The organism is Streptomyces sp. NPDC045678 (assembly GCF_056432085.1).
Window position 1 is genome coordinate 112998 of record NZ_JBWKJS010000011.1, and the last position, 14540, is coordinate 127537.

At 72.1% G+C, this 14540-nt stretch carries 14 protein-coding genes; 5 read left to right on the plus strand and 9 right to left on the minus strand.

The window, feature by feature from the left end; translation table 11 throughout:
- The first annotated feature begins 88 nt into the window (after positions 1 to 88).
- On the plus strand, positions 89 to 1693 hold the full coding sequence (gene serA, locus AC07DO_RS33290; protein WP_479065063.1) for a phosphoglycerate dehydrogenase: 1605 nt from the start codon (positions 89 to 91) through the stop codon (positions 1691 to 1693).
- A 119-nt stretch (positions 1694 to 1812) separates the two neighbouring features.
- Here serA and AC07DO_RS33295 read toward each other — a convergent pair whose 3' ends face one another.
- A complete protein-coding gene (locus AC07DO_RS33295) occupies positions 1813 to 3339 on the minus strand; it encodes an MFS transporter (RefSeq protein ID WP_479065065.1) in 1527 nt (508 codons plus the stop codon).
- An 84-nt stretch (positions 3340 to 3423) separates the two neighbouring features.
- Here AC07DO_RS33295 and AC07DO_RS33300 point away from each other — a divergent pair, with 84 nt between their 5' ends.
- A complete protein-coding gene (locus AC07DO_RS33300) occupies positions 3424 to 4008 on the plus strand; it encodes a TetR/AcrR family transcriptional regulator (RefSeq protein ID WP_479065066.1) in 585 nt (194 codons plus the stop codon).
- Between the two features lie 60 nt (positions 4009 to 4068).
- On the opposite strand, the gene AC07DO_RS33305 is transcribed toward AC07DO_RS33300, so the two are convergent.
- Positions 4069 to 4419 carry a hypothetical protein gene (locus AC07DO_RS33305; RefSeq protein WP_479065068.1) on the minus strand — a complete coding sequence of 117 codons (351 nt, stop codon included), beginning with the start codon at positions 4417 to 4419 and terminating at the stop codon, positions 4069 to 4071.
- 95 nt (positions 4420 to 4514) lie between these two features.
- Complete coding sequence (locus tag AC07DO_RS33310) at positions 4515 to 5675, minus strand: PucR family transcriptional regulator (protein ID WP_479065069.1); 1161 nt, start codon at positions 5673 to 5675, stop codon at positions 4515 to 4517.
- Positions 5676 to 5876: 201 nt separating this feature from the next.
- Here AC07DO_RS33310 and AC07DO_RS33315 point away from each other — a divergent pair, with 201 nt between their 5' ends.
- The gene (locus AC07DO_RS33315) at positions 5877 to 6803 is read left to right on the plus strand and encodes a proline dehydrogenase family protein (protein WP_479065071.1); all 927 of its coding nucleotides are present in this window, start codon (positions 5877 to 5879) and stop codon (positions 6801 to 6803) included.
- A gap of 57 nt (positions 6804 to 6860) precedes the next feature.
- Positions 6861 to 8492 (plus strand): L-glutamate gamma-semialdehyde dehydrogenase, encoded by a 1632-nt coding sequence (gene pruA, locus AC07DO_RS33320; protein WP_479065073.1) that lies wholly within the window; start codon positions 6861 to 6863, stop codon positions 8490 to 8492.
- 79 nt (positions 8493 to 8571) lie between these two features.
- On the opposite strand, the gene bla is transcribed toward pruA, so the two are convergent.
- Together bla and AC07DO_RS33330 are read right to left on the minus strand one after the other, a co-directional pair.
- Positions 8572 to 9495, minus strand: a complete 924-nt coding sequence (gene bla / locus AC07DO_RS33325; RefSeq protein WP_479065075.1) for a class A beta-lactamase — start codon at positions 9493 to 9495, stop codon at positions 8572 to 8574.
- Between the two features lie 22 nt (positions 9496 to 9517).
- Positions 9518 to 9889 carry a MerR family transcriptional regulator gene (locus AC07DO_RS33330; RefSeq protein WP_479065077.1) on the minus strand — a complete coding sequence of 124 codons (372 nt, stop codon included), beginning with the start codon at positions 9887 to 9889 and terminating at the stop codon, positions 9518 to 9520.
- Positions 9890 to 9960: 71 nt separating this feature from the next.
- Here AC07DO_RS33330 and AC07DO_RS33335 point away from each other — a divergent pair, with 71 nt between their 5' ends.
- A complete protein-coding gene (locus tag AC07DO_RS33335) occupies positions 9961 to 11079 on the plus strand; it encodes an alkene reductase (protein WP_479065079.1) in 1119 nt (372 codons plus the stop codon).
- Here AC07DO_RS33335 and AC07DO_RS33340 read toward each other — a convergent pair.
- The 4 genes from AC07DO_RS33340 to AC07DO_RS33355 form a co-directional block, all read right to left on the minus strand.
- Positions 11058 to 11765, minus strand: coding sequence for a nitroreductase family protein (locus AC07DO_RS33340; RefSeq protein WP_479065081.1), 708 nt, complete (start codon positions 11763 to 11765; stop codon positions 11058 to 11060). The genes AC07DO_RS33335 and AC07DO_RS33340 overlap by 22 nt on opposite strands.
- Positions 11766 to 11820: 55 nt before the next feature.
- Positions 11821 to 12915 (minus strand): lysophospholipid acyltransferase family protein, encoded by a 1095-nt coding sequence (locus AC07DO_RS33345; protein WP_479065083.1) that lies wholly within the window; start codon positions 12913 to 12915, stop codon positions 11821 to 11823.
- Positions 12916 to 13082: 167 nt separating this feature from the next.
- On the minus strand, positions 13083 to 13958 hold the full coding sequence (locus tag AC07DO_RS33350; protein WP_479065085.1) for a phosphatidate cytidylyltransferase: 876 nt from the start codon (positions 13956 to 13958) through the stop codon (positions 13083 to 13085).
- A complete protein-coding gene (locus tag AC07DO_RS33355) occupies positions 13955 to 14536 on the minus strand; it encodes a CDP-alcohol phosphatidyltransferase family protein (RefSeq protein ID WP_479065087.1) in 582 nt (193 codons plus the stop codon). The genes AC07DO_RS33350 and AC07DO_RS33355 overlap by 4 nt, the downstream gene beginning before the upstream one ends.
- Positions 14537 to 14540 lie beyond the last annotated feature (4 nt).

Below are 14540 nucleotides of genomic sequence, written 5' to 3' on the forward strand. Positions count from 1 at the left end.
CCACAGCGTCGTGCGTCTTCCACGCGGCTAAGCGACTCCGCCTGCGGCCGTCGGGACGGCCGTCCGCAAGGGACTTGTGAGGACTCACGTGAGCACTGCTGCCACCGGCAAACCGGTCGTACTCATCGCCGAAGAGCTGTCGCCCGCCACCGTCGACGCGCTGGGGCCGGACTTCGAGATCCGCCACTGCAACGGCGCGGACCGCGCCGAGCTGCTGCCCGCCATCGCCGAGGTCGACGCGATCCTGGTCCGCTCCGCGACCAAGGTCGACGCGGAGGCCATCGCCGCCGCCAAGAAGCTGAAGGTCGTCGCCCGCGCGGGCGTCGGTCTGGACAACGTCGACGTGTCCGCCGCCACCAAGGCCGGCGTGATGGTCGTGAACGCACCGACCTCGAACATCGTCACGGCCGCCGAGCTCGCCTGCGGCCTGCTCCTCGCCACCGCGCGCAACATCCCCCAGGCCAACACCGCCCTGAAGAACGGCGAGTGGAAGCGCTCGAAGTACACGGGTGTCGAGCTGGCCGAGAAGACCCTCGGCGTCGTCGGCCTCGGCCGCATCGGCGCCCTCGTCGCGCAGCGCATGAGCGCCTTCGGCATGAAGGTCGTCGCGTACGACCCGTACGTGCAGCCCGCGCGCGCCGCCCAGATGGGCGTCAAGGTGCTCTCCCTCGACGAGCTGCTCGAGGTCGCGGACTTCATCACCGTGCACCTCCCCAAGACGCCCGAGACCCTCGGTCTCATCGGCGACGAGGCCCTGCACAAGGTCAAGCCGTCCGTCCGCATCGTCAACGCCGCGCGCGGCGGGATCGTCGACGAGGAGGCGCTGCACTCCGCCCTCAAGGAGGGCCGCGTCGCCGGCGCCGGTCTGGACGTGTACGCGAAGGAGCCCTGCACGGACTCCCCGCTCTTCCAGTTCGACCAGGTCGTCTGCACCCCGCACCTCGGCGCCTCCACGGACGAGGCGCAGGAGAAGGCGGGCATCGCCGTCGCCAAGTCGGTGCGCCTCGCCCTCGCCGGTGAGCTCGTGCCCGACGCGGTGAACGTGCAGGGCGGCGTCATCGCGGAGGACGTCCGTCCCGGCCTGCCGCTCGCCGAGAAGCTCGGCCGGATCTTCACCGCGCTGGCGGGTGAGGTCGCGGCCCGCCTCGACGTCGAGGTGTACGGCGAGATCACCCAGCACGACGTGAAGGTGCTCGAACTGTCCGCGCTGAAGGGCGTGTTCGAGGACGTCGTCGACGAGACGGTGAGTTACGTGAACGCGCCGCTGTTCGCCCAGGAGCGCGGTGTCGAGGTCCGGCTGACCACGAGCTCCGAGTCGCCCGACCATCGCAACGTGGTCACCGTGCGCGGCACGCTCTCCGGCGGCGAGGAGATCGCCGTCTCCGGCACGCTGGCCGGACCGAAGCACCTGCAGAAGATCGTCTCCATCGGTGAGTACGACGTGGACCTGGCGCTCGCCGACCACATGGTCGTCCTCCGGTACGCCGACCGTCCCGGCGTCGTCGGCACGGTCGGCCGTGTCCTCGGCGAGGCGGGCATCAACATCGCGGGCATGCAGGTCGCCCGTGCCGACGTGGGCGGCGAGGCGCTGGCCGTCCTCACCGTGGACGACACGGTGTCGCAGGCGGTCCTGAACGAGCTGGCGGAGGAGATCGGGGCGGAGTCCGCGAGGGCGGTCGAGCTGACCGACTAGTACGGTCCAGTACTCCGCGCCTCCGGGCGCCGCACGACACCGGCTTCGCCGAGTCCGTCCTCAAACGCCGGACGGGCTGGAACTCACCAGCCCGTCCGGCGTTCGTGTGTGCGGGGTTCTTACGCTGGTACGCGCTCGGAACCGGGCGCCTCTTCCCGGACCTGCGCCCTCCGCAGCGCCACCGCCGCCAGCCCCGCCGCCGCGAGCAGCAGGACCGCCCCCGCCACCGCCGCCGCGTGCATGCCGGCGGTGAAGGCCTCCCTCGCCGCGGCCAGGAGGGCGTCGCCCGTGCGGGTGGGGAGGTGGGAGGCCGTCGCCACCGCGCCCGTCAGGGTCTCGCGGGCCTCGGCCGGGGCCGTGTCCGGGATGCGGTTCCGGTAGACCGTGTTGCCGATGGAGCCGAGCAGGGCCATGCCCATCGCACCGCCGAACTCCTGCCCCGTCTCCAGGAGCGAGGACGCCGTGCCGGCCTTCTCCGGCGGGGCCGCGCCGAGCGCCAGGTCGGTGAGTTGCGAGCCGACGACGACCGCACCGCAGGCCAGCACGCCCGCCCCGGCGAGCACGAGCCAGAGCGATGACGTGCCGGTCAGGGCGAGCAAGCCGTAGCCGCAGGCGGAGACGGCGAAGCCGGTGGCGACGACGTGGGCGCGGTCCATGCCGCGCCGCACGAGCACCGTGGCGACGGGGGCGGCGAAGCCGATGAGGACCGAGGGGAGCAGCGCCCACAGCGCGGCCTCCATCGCGCTCTTGCCGAGCACGGACTGCAGGTACTGCGTGGTGAAGTACGCCGAACCCATCATCGTCAGCGACGAGATGAGGTTCAGGGAGACGGCGGCACCGAAGGCGCGGCCATGGCCGCGGAACAGGTCCGGCGAGATCATCGGCGACGCGGCGGTGCGCTGGCGGTGGACGAAGAGGGCGGCGAAGGCGAGACCGACGGCGACGGACGCGACGTAGGGGAGTTCGACGCCTTCGGACGGCATCTCCTTGAGACCCCACACGAGCGGCAGCACGGCGGCCATCGACAGCGGCACGCTCAGCAGGTCGAAGCGGCCGGGGTGCGGGTCCCTGGACTCCGGGATCAGCAGCGGCGCGAGGACCAGGAGCAGCACCATCGCGGGCAGGTTGACCAGGAAGACCGAGCCCCACCAGAAGTACTCGACGAGGACGCCGCTCAGTACCGAGCCGAGCGCCACGCCGGCCACCAGGACGCCCTGCCACATGCCGATCGCCTTGGCGCGCTGGCCGGCGTCCCGGAACAGGGTGCGCACGATCGCCAGCGTGGACGGCATGAGGGTCGCGCCGCCGATGCCGAGGACCGCGCGGGCCGCGATGAGGGTTTCCGCGCTGTTGGCGTACGCGGCGACGAGGGATGCGGCGCCGAAGGCGGTGGCGCCGAACAGGAGGAGTCTGCGGCGGCCGATGCGGTCGCCGACCGCGCCCATCGTCATCAGGAGCCCGGCGAGGACGAAGGCGTAGATGTCGAAGATCCAGAGCTGTTGGGTGCCGCCGGGTTCCAGGTCGGCGCTGATCTCGGGGATCGCGAAGTAGAGGACGGAGACGTCCATCGAGACCAGGAGCAGCGGGAGCATCAGGACGGCGAAGGCGGTCCATTCCTTGCGGGTGGCGCGCGGGTTCGTCTGCATGGCGAGGACTGTACGGACGTCTTATACGGTTGTCTAGTACGAACGTATGGGACGTTCGTATGGGGTCGGCGTAAGGTGCTTCGCATGGGACACCGTGAGGATCTGCTCGAAGGCGCGAAGCGCTGTCTGCTGGAGAAGGGGTTCGTGCGTACGACGGCCCGCGACATCGTGAAGGAGTCGGGGACGAACCTCGGGTCCATCGGCTACCACTACGGGTCCAAGGACGCGCTGCTGGTGGAGGCGTACATCGCGCTCGTCGAGCCGTTGGGGACCGACTTCGAGGGGGCGCGGACCGGGACGGGCGCCGAGGACAGCGGCCTGGAGCGCTTCCGGCGGGTGTGGGAGAACGTCATCCGCTCGGTGCCGGAGATGCGGCCCATCTGGATGATGACGCTGGAGGTCATCACGCAGCGCGAACGCCTCGCGGGCATCCGCGAGTTGCTGATCGGGGCGCAGAAGGAGGGGACGGCCGGGATGGCCGCGCTGTTCACCGGCATCGAGGAGAGCGAGCTCCCCGACGACGTCATCGAGAGCGAGGGCCGCTTCTACACCACGCTTCTCAACGGGCTGATGGTGCAGTGGCTGTTCGACCCGGAATCGGCGACGACCGCCGAGCAGCTCACCGAGGGGCTGCGGCGTGTGATGGGCCGGGTGGCCGAGACCGGCTGAGGTCGGCCGGAACCGGCCGAGGCCGGCCCGCGGTGCGGACCGGCCTCGGGGTGGCGCTGGTTACGACCACTTGATGCAGGCGGCGGGGATCCAGCCCCGCTTCTTGCCGAACTCGCTGCCGTACAGCCACTTGGTGCTGGTCTTGCCGCACAGCCTGTACTTCTGGCCCGTGTAGAAGTGGCCGTCGTTGCAGAGACTGCCCTTCTTGCCCTTGTTCCACTGGCTGACGGCGGTGGCGTTCACCTTGGCGTGGGTGCGCACCTTGACCGCCTGCTTGGCGGGGACGTTGACGATCTGCCGGGAGCAGTCGGGCTTCGACGCGGCGACGGCGGTGCCGCCGGTGGCGACGGTGCCGCCGACGAGGGCGACGGCGGAGAAGGCGACCGCGGGGGCCAACAGCCTGAACTTCATGAGGTGTGGGTTCTCCCGTATGGAGGGATGGATCTTCGGACGCGGAGAACCGTATCGCCCCTCGATCATGGACATGGCTATCCGTTGCGCGGCTCTTACAGTCGTGACGACTTCAGGACCATGTGCAGCAGCAGACGGTCCTCGCCCTCGTCCAGATCGAGGCCGGTGAGCTGCTCGACGCGGGAGAGGCGGTAGTAGAGGGTCTGGCGGTGGATGCCGAGGTCGGCGGCCGCACGGCCCGCCTGGCCCGCGCAGTCGAGGAACACCTCGGCGGTGCGGGCGAGTTCGCGGTGGGTGGGACCGAGGAGCTCCGTGCCCACGGGGTCGTGCGCCGCCTCCGGAGGCAGCGCGGTCAGCAGCCGGTAGGGACCCACGTCCGACCACTGCGCCACCGGGCCGAAGCGCCGCTCCGCCAGCGCCGCGCGCGCCGCCCCCGCCGCCTCCCACCAGGCCGCGCCCAGATCCTCCAGACCGTGCCGGGCCCCCGCGATGCCGGCCGCCGCCCCCGGCGCCGCGTCCAGGAGCCGCGACGCCGCCGTGTGCGCGGGGGAGAGCGCGTCGGCCGAACGCAGCCGCACCAGCGCCGCGAGGGACTGCGCGGTCGTGCCCCACGGCACCGTGCACACCGCCGCCGCGCCCTGCACCGTACGGGCCGCCGGGGCGTCGTCCGGGTCCGCCGAGCGCCAGGGGGCCACGCACACCACGGCGTGCAGACCCTCGCCGCGCGAGCCGAGCGCCGTGCGCAGCGCGGCCACCGCCATGTCGCGCTGCCAGCCGCGCTCGGCCGTCAGGACCGCACGGAACTCCCGGGTCAGGTCGGCGCCCGCCTGCGCCTCGTCGGCGAGGAGCGCACCGATACGGGTGGCCACCTCCATGGCGGCGGTCAGCTGCTGATCGCCCGGGCCGGGGTCGCCGTCCAGCAGCCACACGTATCCGAGGGCGAACCCCCGATGGCGTACGGGAAGGCAGATACGGCCGCGGTGGACGCCCGCCTCCGGGGTGGGCGGAATACGGACCGGGGCCGTGGCGCGGGTGATGCCGAAACTCTCGAACCAGGAGCGGACCTCGGCCGTGGAGCGCCGGGTCAGGATCGAACGGGTCCTGACCGGGTCGAGGACGGTCGCGTCGAAGCCGCTCTCGCCCCCGCCGTCGTGCGCGCCGAAGGCGATCAGCTCGAAATCCCGGTTCTCCAGGGTCGCGGGAGCGCCGAGCAGCGCCGAGATCTCGTCGACCAGTTCTTGGTAATCGCCCTTCATGACCCCATTCTCGCGCGCCTCTGGACATTCTTCATACATCTGTCTGAGATCCAGGGCACGGATGCGTGACAGCTGTCGATGGCCCACGTTCGGGTGGATCCTTAAATTTCACGGTGGTTCTCCGTGCCGTACCACCGCATTCCCTTCGCACAGGGCTATGCCGGTACGGCCCCCGATTTCGTACACCCGTGGAGGTGCCCCGTGCTGGGTCCCGTGATCCTCGCCGCGTCGCGCAGCGACAAGATGCGCCGTTTTGTATCGGCGGCCCCCGGCACCAAGCAGGTCGTGGCCCGGTTCATCGCCGGTGAGGGTGTCGACCAGGTCGTCCCGATCATCGCCGACGCCGCCGACAAGGGCCTCGAGGTCACCCTCGACGTGGTGGGCGAGGACATCACCACCGTGGAGCAGTCCCACGCCGCCCGCGACGCCTACCTGGAGCTCATCGAGCGCCTGAAGGACCTCGGGCTCGGCACCAGGGCCGAGATGTCCGTGAAGCTCTCGATGTTCGGCCAGGCGCTGGAGGGCGGCCACGAGCTCGCCCTCGCCAACGTGCGCCCCGTCGTCGAGGCCGCCGCCGCGATCGGCACCACGGTCACCCTGGACGCCGAGGACCACACCACCCTCGACTCGATGTTCGCCATCCACGACGAGCTGCGGAAGGACTTCCCGCAGACCGGCTGCGTCATCCAGTCGTACCTGTTCCGCACCGAGGACGACGCCCGCCGCCTCGCCGCGAACGGCAGCCGCGTGCGCATCGTGAAGGGCGCCTACAAGGAGCCCGCCGAGGTCGCGTACCAGGACAAGGCCGAGATCGACAAGGCGTACGTGCGGATCACGCGCATCCTCATGGAGGGTGACGGGTACCCGATGATCGGATCCCACGACCCGCGCCTGATCTCCATCGCGCAGGAGCTCGCGCGGCGCGCGGGGCGCAAACTGGACGAGTACGAATTCCAGATGCTGTACGGCATCCGCAGCGACGAGCACCTGCGGCTCGCCGCCGAGGGCCACCGCATGCGGGTGTACACCGCCTACGGCACCGACTGGTACGGCTATTTCATGCGCCGTCTCGCGGAGAAGCCGGCGAACCTCCTCTTCTTCGGCCGCTCCATCCTCACCAAGGGCTGACCTCACCAAGGGCTGAGCTCCCTTTCCCCCGACCCCCCTTAAGGAGATACGGAACTCATGGACGCTGTGACCCAGGTCCCCGCGCCGGTCAACGAGCCGGTGCACGGCTACGCCCCCGGTTCCCCGGAGCGTGCCCGCCTCGAGACCAAGCTCAAGGAGCTCGCCGAGAACCCCATCGAGCTGCCGATGACCATCGGCGGCGAGAAGCGCCTCGGCGGCGGCGAGCCCTTCGAGGTCGTGCAGCCGCACAACCACCAGGCCGTCATCGGCACCGGCCGCGGCGCCACCCAGCAGGACGCCCAGGACGCGATCGACGCCGCCCTGGCCGCCGCCCCCGCGTGGCGCGCGATGTCCTTCGACGACCGTGCCGCGATCATCCTGCGCGCCGCCGAGCTGCTCTCCACGACGTGGCGCGAGACGCTGGCCGCCTCGACGATGCTCGGTCAGTCGAAGACCGCGCAGCAGGCCGAGATCGACACCCCGTGCGAGCTCGTCGACTTCTGGCGCTTCAACGTGAAGTACGCCCGTGACCTCCTCGCCGAGCAGCCCCCGGCCAACGCGACCGGCGTCTGGAACCGCCTGGACCACCGCCCGCTCGAGGGCTTCGTCTACGCGATCACGCCGTTCAACTTCACCGCCATCGCGGGCAACCTCCCCACCGCCCCGGCCCTGATGGGCAACGTGGTCGTGTGGAAGCCGTCCCCGACGCAGACGCACGCCGCCGTGCTGCTCATGCAGCTCCTGGAGGAGGCGGGCCTGCCCAAGGGCGTCATCAACCTCGTCACCGGTGACGGCATCGCCGTCTCCGAGGTCGCCCTCAACCACCGCGACCTGGCCGGCATCCACTTCACCGGCTCGACCCCGACCTTCCAGCACCTGTGGAAGACGGTCGGCGAGAACATCGCGAAGTACCGCACCTACCCGCGTCTCGTCGGCGAGACCGGCGGCAAGGACTTCGTCGTCGCGCACCCGAGCGCCGACCGCGCGATCCTGAAGACCGCGCTGACCCGCGGCTCCTTCGAGTTCCAGGGCCAGAAGTGCTCCGCGACCTCGCGCGCCTACATCCCGGCCTCCATCTGGAACGACGGGTTCAAGGAGGAGTTCGCGGCCGAGGTCGACGGCATCAAGATGGGTGACGTCACCGACCTGTCGAACTTCATCGGCGCCGTCATCGACGAGCGCGCGTTCGCCAAGAACAAGGCGGCCATCGACCGCGCCAAGTCCGACGACACCTGCACGATCATCGCGGGCGGCACCTACGACGACTCGGTCGGCTACTTCGTGCGCCCGACCGTCGTCGAGTGCACCGACCCGGCCAACGAGGTCTTCACGACGGAGTACTTCGGTCCGTTCCTCGCCGTGCACGTGTACGAGGACGACAAGTACGACGAGATGCTGACCCAGATGGAGTCGGCGTCGGACTACGCGCTCACCGGTTCGGTCATCGCGGGCGACCGCGCCGCCGCCGCGTACACGATGGAGAAGCTCCGCTACGCCGCGGGCAACTTCTACATCAACGACAAGTCGACCGGCGCCGTCGTCGGCCAGCAGCCCTTCGGCGGCGGCCGCGCCTCCGGCACCAACGACAAGGCCGGTGCCCCGCAGAACCTCCAGCGGTGGACGCTGACCCGCGCCATCAAGGAGACGCTGGTCCCGCCGACCGAGTACGGCTACCCGCACATGGGCTGACGCCCTCCCGGCGGGCCCCCCCGCGGCCCGCCCCCGAACCCCGCCTCCGACCTGGGCCCCACCCCGGTCGGAGGCGGTGTCATGTCCGGGGTGCCATGCCCGTGGCCCCGTCTCGGACGAGCGTGTCCACGGCGATGCGGGTCATGTCCGCCGCGATGCGGTCCTCACCGGGGGTGTCCGGGTCGAGACGCGTCGAGTAGACGGAGACGATCAGGGGAGCGCCGCCCTGCGGGGGCCAGGCCACGGCGACGTCGTTGACCCCGCCGTACGCGGGCGTGCCGGTCTTGTCGCCGACCCGCCAGCCCGGGGGGAGGCCGGCCCTGATGCGCTTGTCGCCGGTGGTGTTCTCCAGGAGCCACCGGATGAGCTGGTCGCGGTCGAGCGGGGCCAGCGCGTCGCCGAGGACGAGCTTGCGCAGGTTCGCGGTCATCGACGCGGGTGTGGTCGTGTCGCGCGGGTCACCGGGGACGTTGGAGTTGAGGTCCGGCTCCCAGCGGTCGAGGCGGGTGCGGGAGTCGCCGAGGGAGCGGGCGAACCGGGTGATGGAGCGCGGCCCGCCGAGCCTGCGCATCATCAGGTTGGCGGCCGTGTTGTCGCTGTACGTGAGGGTGGCGTCGCACAGTTCCCGGACCGTCATGCCCGTCGCCAGGTGCAGCTCGGTCCGCGGCGAGGCGGAGACGATGTCGTCACGCCCGTACCGGATCACTGCGTCGAGCAGGCCGGGCTCCTCCTCGCGCGCCCTGCGCAGGATCGCAGCCGCGGCGAGCACCTTGAACGTCGAGGCGATCGCGAAGCGTTCGTCCGCGCGGTAGCCGAGGGTCGCGCCGGTTCCGGTGTTCAGGGCGTGCAGGCCGATGCGGCCCGGGTAGCCCTTTTCGAGCTCGCGCAGCCGCCGCCCGGCATCCGCCGAGGGCGCCGCGTGCGCGGTGCCGGGCACCGAGAGGAACACGGGGGCGGCGGCCGTGGCGCCAAGGAGGGTCCTGCGGGAGGGAGTTGAGTTCATGATCCCGACGGTACGCGAGCCCTCAGCGGCCTTCGAGAGAGGGGGACGCCGCCGTGATGACCTCGTCCAGGACCTCTCTTGCCCGCAACAGGTCCTCCACCTGGCGGTCGATGCGGGCCCGCTCCTTCGTCAGCTCGTCGACCAGCCACGGCGTGGCCTTCTCCGACGGCCCGCCGTCCTTGTCCCGCATGCACGGCAGCAGCTGGACGATCTTCGCGCTGCACAGGCCCGCCGCGAACAGCTCCTGGATGTGGACGACGCGGTCCACCGCGGACTCCGGGTAGTCGCGGTGGCCGCCCGGGGTGCGGTCCGCGTACAGCAGGCCCTGCTCCTCGTAGTAGCGCAGGGACCGCTCGCCCACAGCGGTACGCTTCGCCAGCTCGCCGATCCTCATGTGCCCGCGCCCCTTCGTACGTGAATCCCGTACTTGAATCTCACACCGGTGTCAGCTTCTACCGTTCCGGCATGACGAACACCTCGCTTCTCTCCCCCTATTCCGCAGGCCCCCTCGGCCTCCTCCCCAACCGCATGGTGATGGCCCCCATGACCCGGGCACGCGCCGCGGCCGACGGCACCCCGCTGCCGGTCGTCGCCGACCACTACGCCCAGCGCGCGAGCGCCGGGCTCATCGTCACCGAGGGCATCTGGCCCAGCAGCCGCGGCCAGAGCGGCTGGCGCTACCCCGGACTGCAGACCGCCGCCCACATCGCGGGATGGCGGCGGGTCACCGACGCCGTGCACGCCGCGGGCGGCCGCGTCTACGCCCAGCTGATGCACGGCGGCCGCAACGGCCACCCCCTGGCCCGCATCGACGGGGACCTGCCCCTCGGGCCGTCGGCCGTCACGCCGCCCGGCCACGCGCACGGCCCGGACGGCACCAAGCCCGACTACGTCGCTCCGCGCGAGATGACCCGCGACGACATCCGCACGGCGGTCCAGGACTTCGTGGACGCCGCCCGCAACGCCGCCGCCGCCGGCTTCGACGGGGTCGAACTGCACGGCGCCAACAGCTACTTGATCCACCAGTTCCTCGCCGACAACACCAACCTCCGCGACGACGAGTACGGGCGGGGCTCCGTCGCCGACCGCATCCGCTTCGCCGTCGAGGTGGTCCGCGCCGTCGCCGACGCCATCGGAGCCGCACGGCTCGGGCTGCGGCTCTCACCGGGCAACCCGCAGTTCGGCATGGCCGAGGCCGACCCCGGGCCCGTCTACCGCGCGCTGCTCGACGAGATCGACGGGCTCGGCCTCGCCTACCTCCACCTCACCGACAACGACCGCTACCCGGCCCTCGCCGACCTGCGGCCCCGCTGGCACGGCGTCCTCATCGGCAACGTCGGCGAGAACGGCGACCCGACGACGCGGGAGGCGGGCGAGGCCGTCCTCGCGTCCGGCCTCGCCGACCTCGTGTCGTACGGGCGGGGGTTCATCTCCAACCCGGACCTGCCGGAACGGTTCGCCGCCGGGGCACCCCTCCAGGACATCGACGAAGCCCACCTGTACACGCACGGCGCGGCGGGCTACACCGACTACCCGGCGCTCACCGAGCTGTTGGTCTCCGCTCAGACCTCCACGAGCACCTGATCCAGCGACTTCCGTACGAGATCGGGGACCCGGCAGTCCGCCGCCGGATATCCCACCGGGATCACCGCGAACGCCTTCTCGTTCTCCGGGCGGCCGAGCACCTCCCGCAGGAACCGCATCGGGCTCGGCGTGTGGATCAGCGCGGCGAGGCCCGACAGGTGCAGGGTGGACAGCAGCATCCCCACCGCGATGCCGACCGACTCGTCGACGTAGTAATGCTTGTGCTTGGTGCCGTCCTCGCCCAGCCAGTACCGCTGCTGGAAGACGACGATCAGGGCGGGCGCGTCCGTCAGGTGCGGCTTCACCTCGTCCGTGCCGAGGGGGCGCAGGGCCGCGAGCCACTCCTCGCCGAGGCGTCCGTCGTACGAGATCTGCTCCTCGTGCTCCGCGGCCTCACGGATGCGGCGGCGGACCTCCGGGTCCTGGACGAGGACGAACGTCCACGGCTGCTGATGCGCGCCGGACGGCGCGGTCGCCGCGCACGCGATGGCGTCCCGCACGACCTGTGCGGGCACGGGGTCCGGAGCGAACTGCCGCACGGTGCGGCGCTCCCGCATCCGCTCCCTCAACTCGGCGGAATGCGCCAGGGATTCGGCTGGGGGCATGCGGTCCGGGCGGTACGGGACGGAGCTGTAGGGCTCGCCATGGATGGGGGTCCACTCTCGCTGCTGCTCGGTGTCAGACATGCTCCGATTCTGCTGCGCGGGACGGTGTCCGCGCCATGGTGCAGACCAATAGCGATCAGCTCCAGCCCGTCACGATCAGGGCGAGGCCCACGGTGAAACCGGTGCCGAGCAGGGCGAGATACAGGGGGTAGCGGCGGCGGTGTCGGTGGGCGAGGAAGCCGAAGGCGCCGAAGGCGAGGCCCACGGTGAGGGTGCGGGCGCCGCGTGAGAGGGCCGAGCGGGTCAGCCAGTCGGACGGGGCGACGTCGGCGCGTCCCGCCTCGCGTGCGTACACTTTGAAGGGGATGCCGTTCCACGGCTGGTGGCGGACCGCCGCGGCGGATTCGACGGCGAGCTCGTGGCGCACCTCGGCGCGCATCCGGTCCGTGGTCAGAGGTTGTGGCAACTGCACGCCGGACGCGGCGAGTTGCAGCGCGAGAAGCCCGCCGGCCAGGCTGCCCGCGAGCGCCGCGAGCGACAGCTTCAGCGCTCGGCGCGGCACCGCGACGCACGCGATCGCGAGGAACAGCTCCGGCATCAGCGGCCAGCTCAGCGCCTCCGCGCCCGCCCAGAGGAAACCGGCGAGCAGTCCCCAGCGGGAGCCCGCGACCGCGGCGACCCGCTTGCGCGTCACCGAGTCCGCCAACGGCTCTTCCGTCGTACGCCGATGCAGCGCCGCCACCGCGTCGCGGGCCTCGGCCGGGGTGGCCGACGCGGGCAGCGGCGCGCCGACGGCGACGCGGACCAGCGCGGGGCGGAGCCTGCCGTGCTTGGGCAGCAGACGGTCCGTGCCCGCGATGGCCACCGGTACGACGGGCACGCCCGCGTGCTCCGCGAGGACGAGGGCGCCGCGGTGGAACGAGCCCAGTTCGCCGTCGCGCCCGCGGGTGCCCTCGGGGAAAAGGACCACGGCGCTGCCCGCGCGCAGCGCGTCGGCCCTGGTCAGGAGGTCGTCCATGCCGCCGCCCGTGCGGCGCACCGGGAACCCCGCGGCGAGGCGGCTGCAGATCCGGCGGCGCCACGGCGAGGCGAACCAGTAGTCGGCGGCCGCGCCGATCGCGGGGGAGTGGCGGGCGTCGAGGGCGGCCAGCAGGGCGGCGGTGTCCGCGTGCGAGGAGTGGTTGGCGACGACGACACAGCCGCCGCGCGGCAGGCGTCCGCGGCGCTCCACGCCTCCGGTGAGGGTGAGCAGGGTCCACCACAAGGCGCGGCGGAGGAGCGCGGGGAGGGCGGCGCGGCGCGGTGCGCGGGGCGTGGCTGCCGGGCGGGCGGGGCGAGTTGGGGTAAAGCGAGGTGAGGAAGAGTCAGGTGAGGAAGAGCCAATTGCGGAAGACGTACTCACAGGGTCACCACCATCGTCAGCAACAGCGCCACCAGCAGCGAGTCGATCCGGTCGAGCAGGCCGCCGAAGCCGGGCAGCCACGAGCCCGCGTCCTTCACGCCCGCCTCGCGCTTGACCATCGACTCCAGGAGGTCGCCGAGGACGCAGCCGACGAGGACGGCGGCCCAGAGGGCCGGGGTGAACGCACCGACCGCGGCCAGTGCGGCCGCCGTCGCGGCCGCGGCTCCCGCGACGCCGGCCCAGGTCTTGTTGGGGGAGAGCGGAGAGAGCGCGCGGGCGAGCGGGCCGGTGCGGCCGAGCGCGGTGCCGCCGCACCACGCGCCCACGTCACCGATGGCCACGGCGACGCCGACGGCCACCGCGGTGTCGCCGAGCAGGACGAGCCCGCTCAGTGGGACCGGGATCCACAGGAGCCCGAACAGCGTGCGGCACGCGCGCGTGAAGCCTTCGTCCGCGTCCCCGCAGAACAGCGCCACCGCGGCGGCCGCGATCAGGAGCACGCAGACCGCCCGCAGGCCGAGGGCGCCGGGCGCGGCCCATGCGATGCCGGGCACGGCCACCGCCGCGCCCCCGAGCACCACCCGCTCCCCGTGGGGCAGCGCCGCCATCCGCGCGTACTCGCCGACCGCGACCACCCCGAGCCCGGCCGCGAGCACGAACGCCCCCGCCCCACCCACGAGGAACGCCCCGAGGAACAGCGGCGCGGCAAGCGCCCAGGTCCGCCACCGCTTGCGCAGCTCGGCCCGCATCCGCACCCGTGAGGGCAACGCGGCGACAGCGACCCCGCCGGCCCCGAGTGCCCCGGCCACGACGGGCACGGCCCGCCCCACCACGTCCCCCACCACTCCTCCCACGACAACCGCCGCACTCATCGCGCACCGCCCAGCTCGCGCCACAGGCGTGCCAGGCGAAGGACCGCCGTCAGCGCGGAGCCCGCGGCGAGGACCGCGAGGACCGGCACCGTCCACCCGGACGCCGCCGCCACCACGACCAGCGCGCAGCGTTCCGTCTTGCCGACCGGGCCGCCGTTCAGGCGGTCCGCGCCCGCCGCCGCACCCGCCAGGGACACCCAGGAAGGGAGCGTCGCCGCGAGGGCCGCCGTCGCCACCAGCCACAGCGGTGCCAGCGGCAGGAAGCCCGCGAGGACGATCAAGTCGGCCGCACGGTCGCCCAGTTCGTTGAGGAGCGCGCCCCTGCGCGTCGTACGGCCCGTGTCACGGGCCAGCGCGCCGTCCAGGTTCGCGAAGGCCAGGCGCCCGGCGAGGAGCAGGGCCACCAGCGGTGCCGCGTACCCGGCGGGCAGGGTGGCGAGCGCGACGGCGGCACCCGCCGCGCAGGCGACGCCCGCCAGCGTCAGGGTGTCCGGAGACACCTCGCGGCGGACGAGCGCCGCACGCACGCCGGACAACTTGTCCGCGTACCAGGGCTTGAGAGCGTAGAGGCCGTTCATGGCA

Bases quoted from the DNA above. Each gene is read 5' to 3' on its own strand.
- AC07DO_RS33295 (WP_479065065.1), bottom strand. From the start codon at position 3,339: ATGCAGACGAACCCGCGCGCCACCCGCAAGGAATGGACCGCCTTCGCC.
- AC07DO_RS33300 (WP_479065066.1), top strand. From the start codon at position 3,424: ATGGGACACCGTGAGGATCTGCTCGAAGGCGCGAAGCGCTGTCTGCTG.
- AC07DO_RS33305 (WP_479065068.1), bottom strand. From the start codon at position 4,419: ATGAAGTTCAGGCTGTTGGCCCCCGCGGTCGCCTTCTCCGCCGTCGCC.
- AC07DO_RS33310 (WP_479065069.1), bottom strand. From the start codon at position 5,675: ATGAAGGGCGATTACCAAGAACTGGTCGACGAGATCTCGGCGCTGCTC.
- pruA (WP_479065073.1), top strand. From the start codon at position 6,861: ATGGACGCTGTGACCCAGGTCCCCGCGCCGGTCAACGAGCCGGTGCAC.
- bla (WP_479065075.1), bottom strand. From the start codon at position 9,495: ATGAACTCAACTCCCTCCCGCAGGACCCTCCTTGGCGCCACGGCCGCC.
- AC07DO_RS33330 (WP_479065077.1), bottom strand. From the start codon at position 9,889: ATGAGGATCGGCGAGCTGGCGAAGCGTACCGCTGTGGGCGAGCGGTCC.
- AC07DO_RS33335 (WP_479065079.1), top strand. From the start codon at position 9,961: ATGACGAACACCTCGCTTCTCTCCCCCTATTCCGCAGGCCCCCTCGGC.
- AC07DO_RS33340 (WP_479065081.1), bottom strand. From the start codon at position 11,765: ATGTCTGACACCGAGCAGCAGCGAGAGTGGACCCCCATCCATGGCGAG.
- AC07DO_RS33350 (WP_479065085.1), bottom strand. From the start codon at position 13,958: ATGAGTGCGGCGGTTGTCGTGGGAGGAGTGGTGGGGGACGTGGTGGGG.
- AC07DO_RS33355 (WP_479065087.1), bottom strand. From the start codon at position 14,536: ATGAACGGCCTCTACGCTCTCAAGCCCTGGTACGCGGACAAGTTGTCC.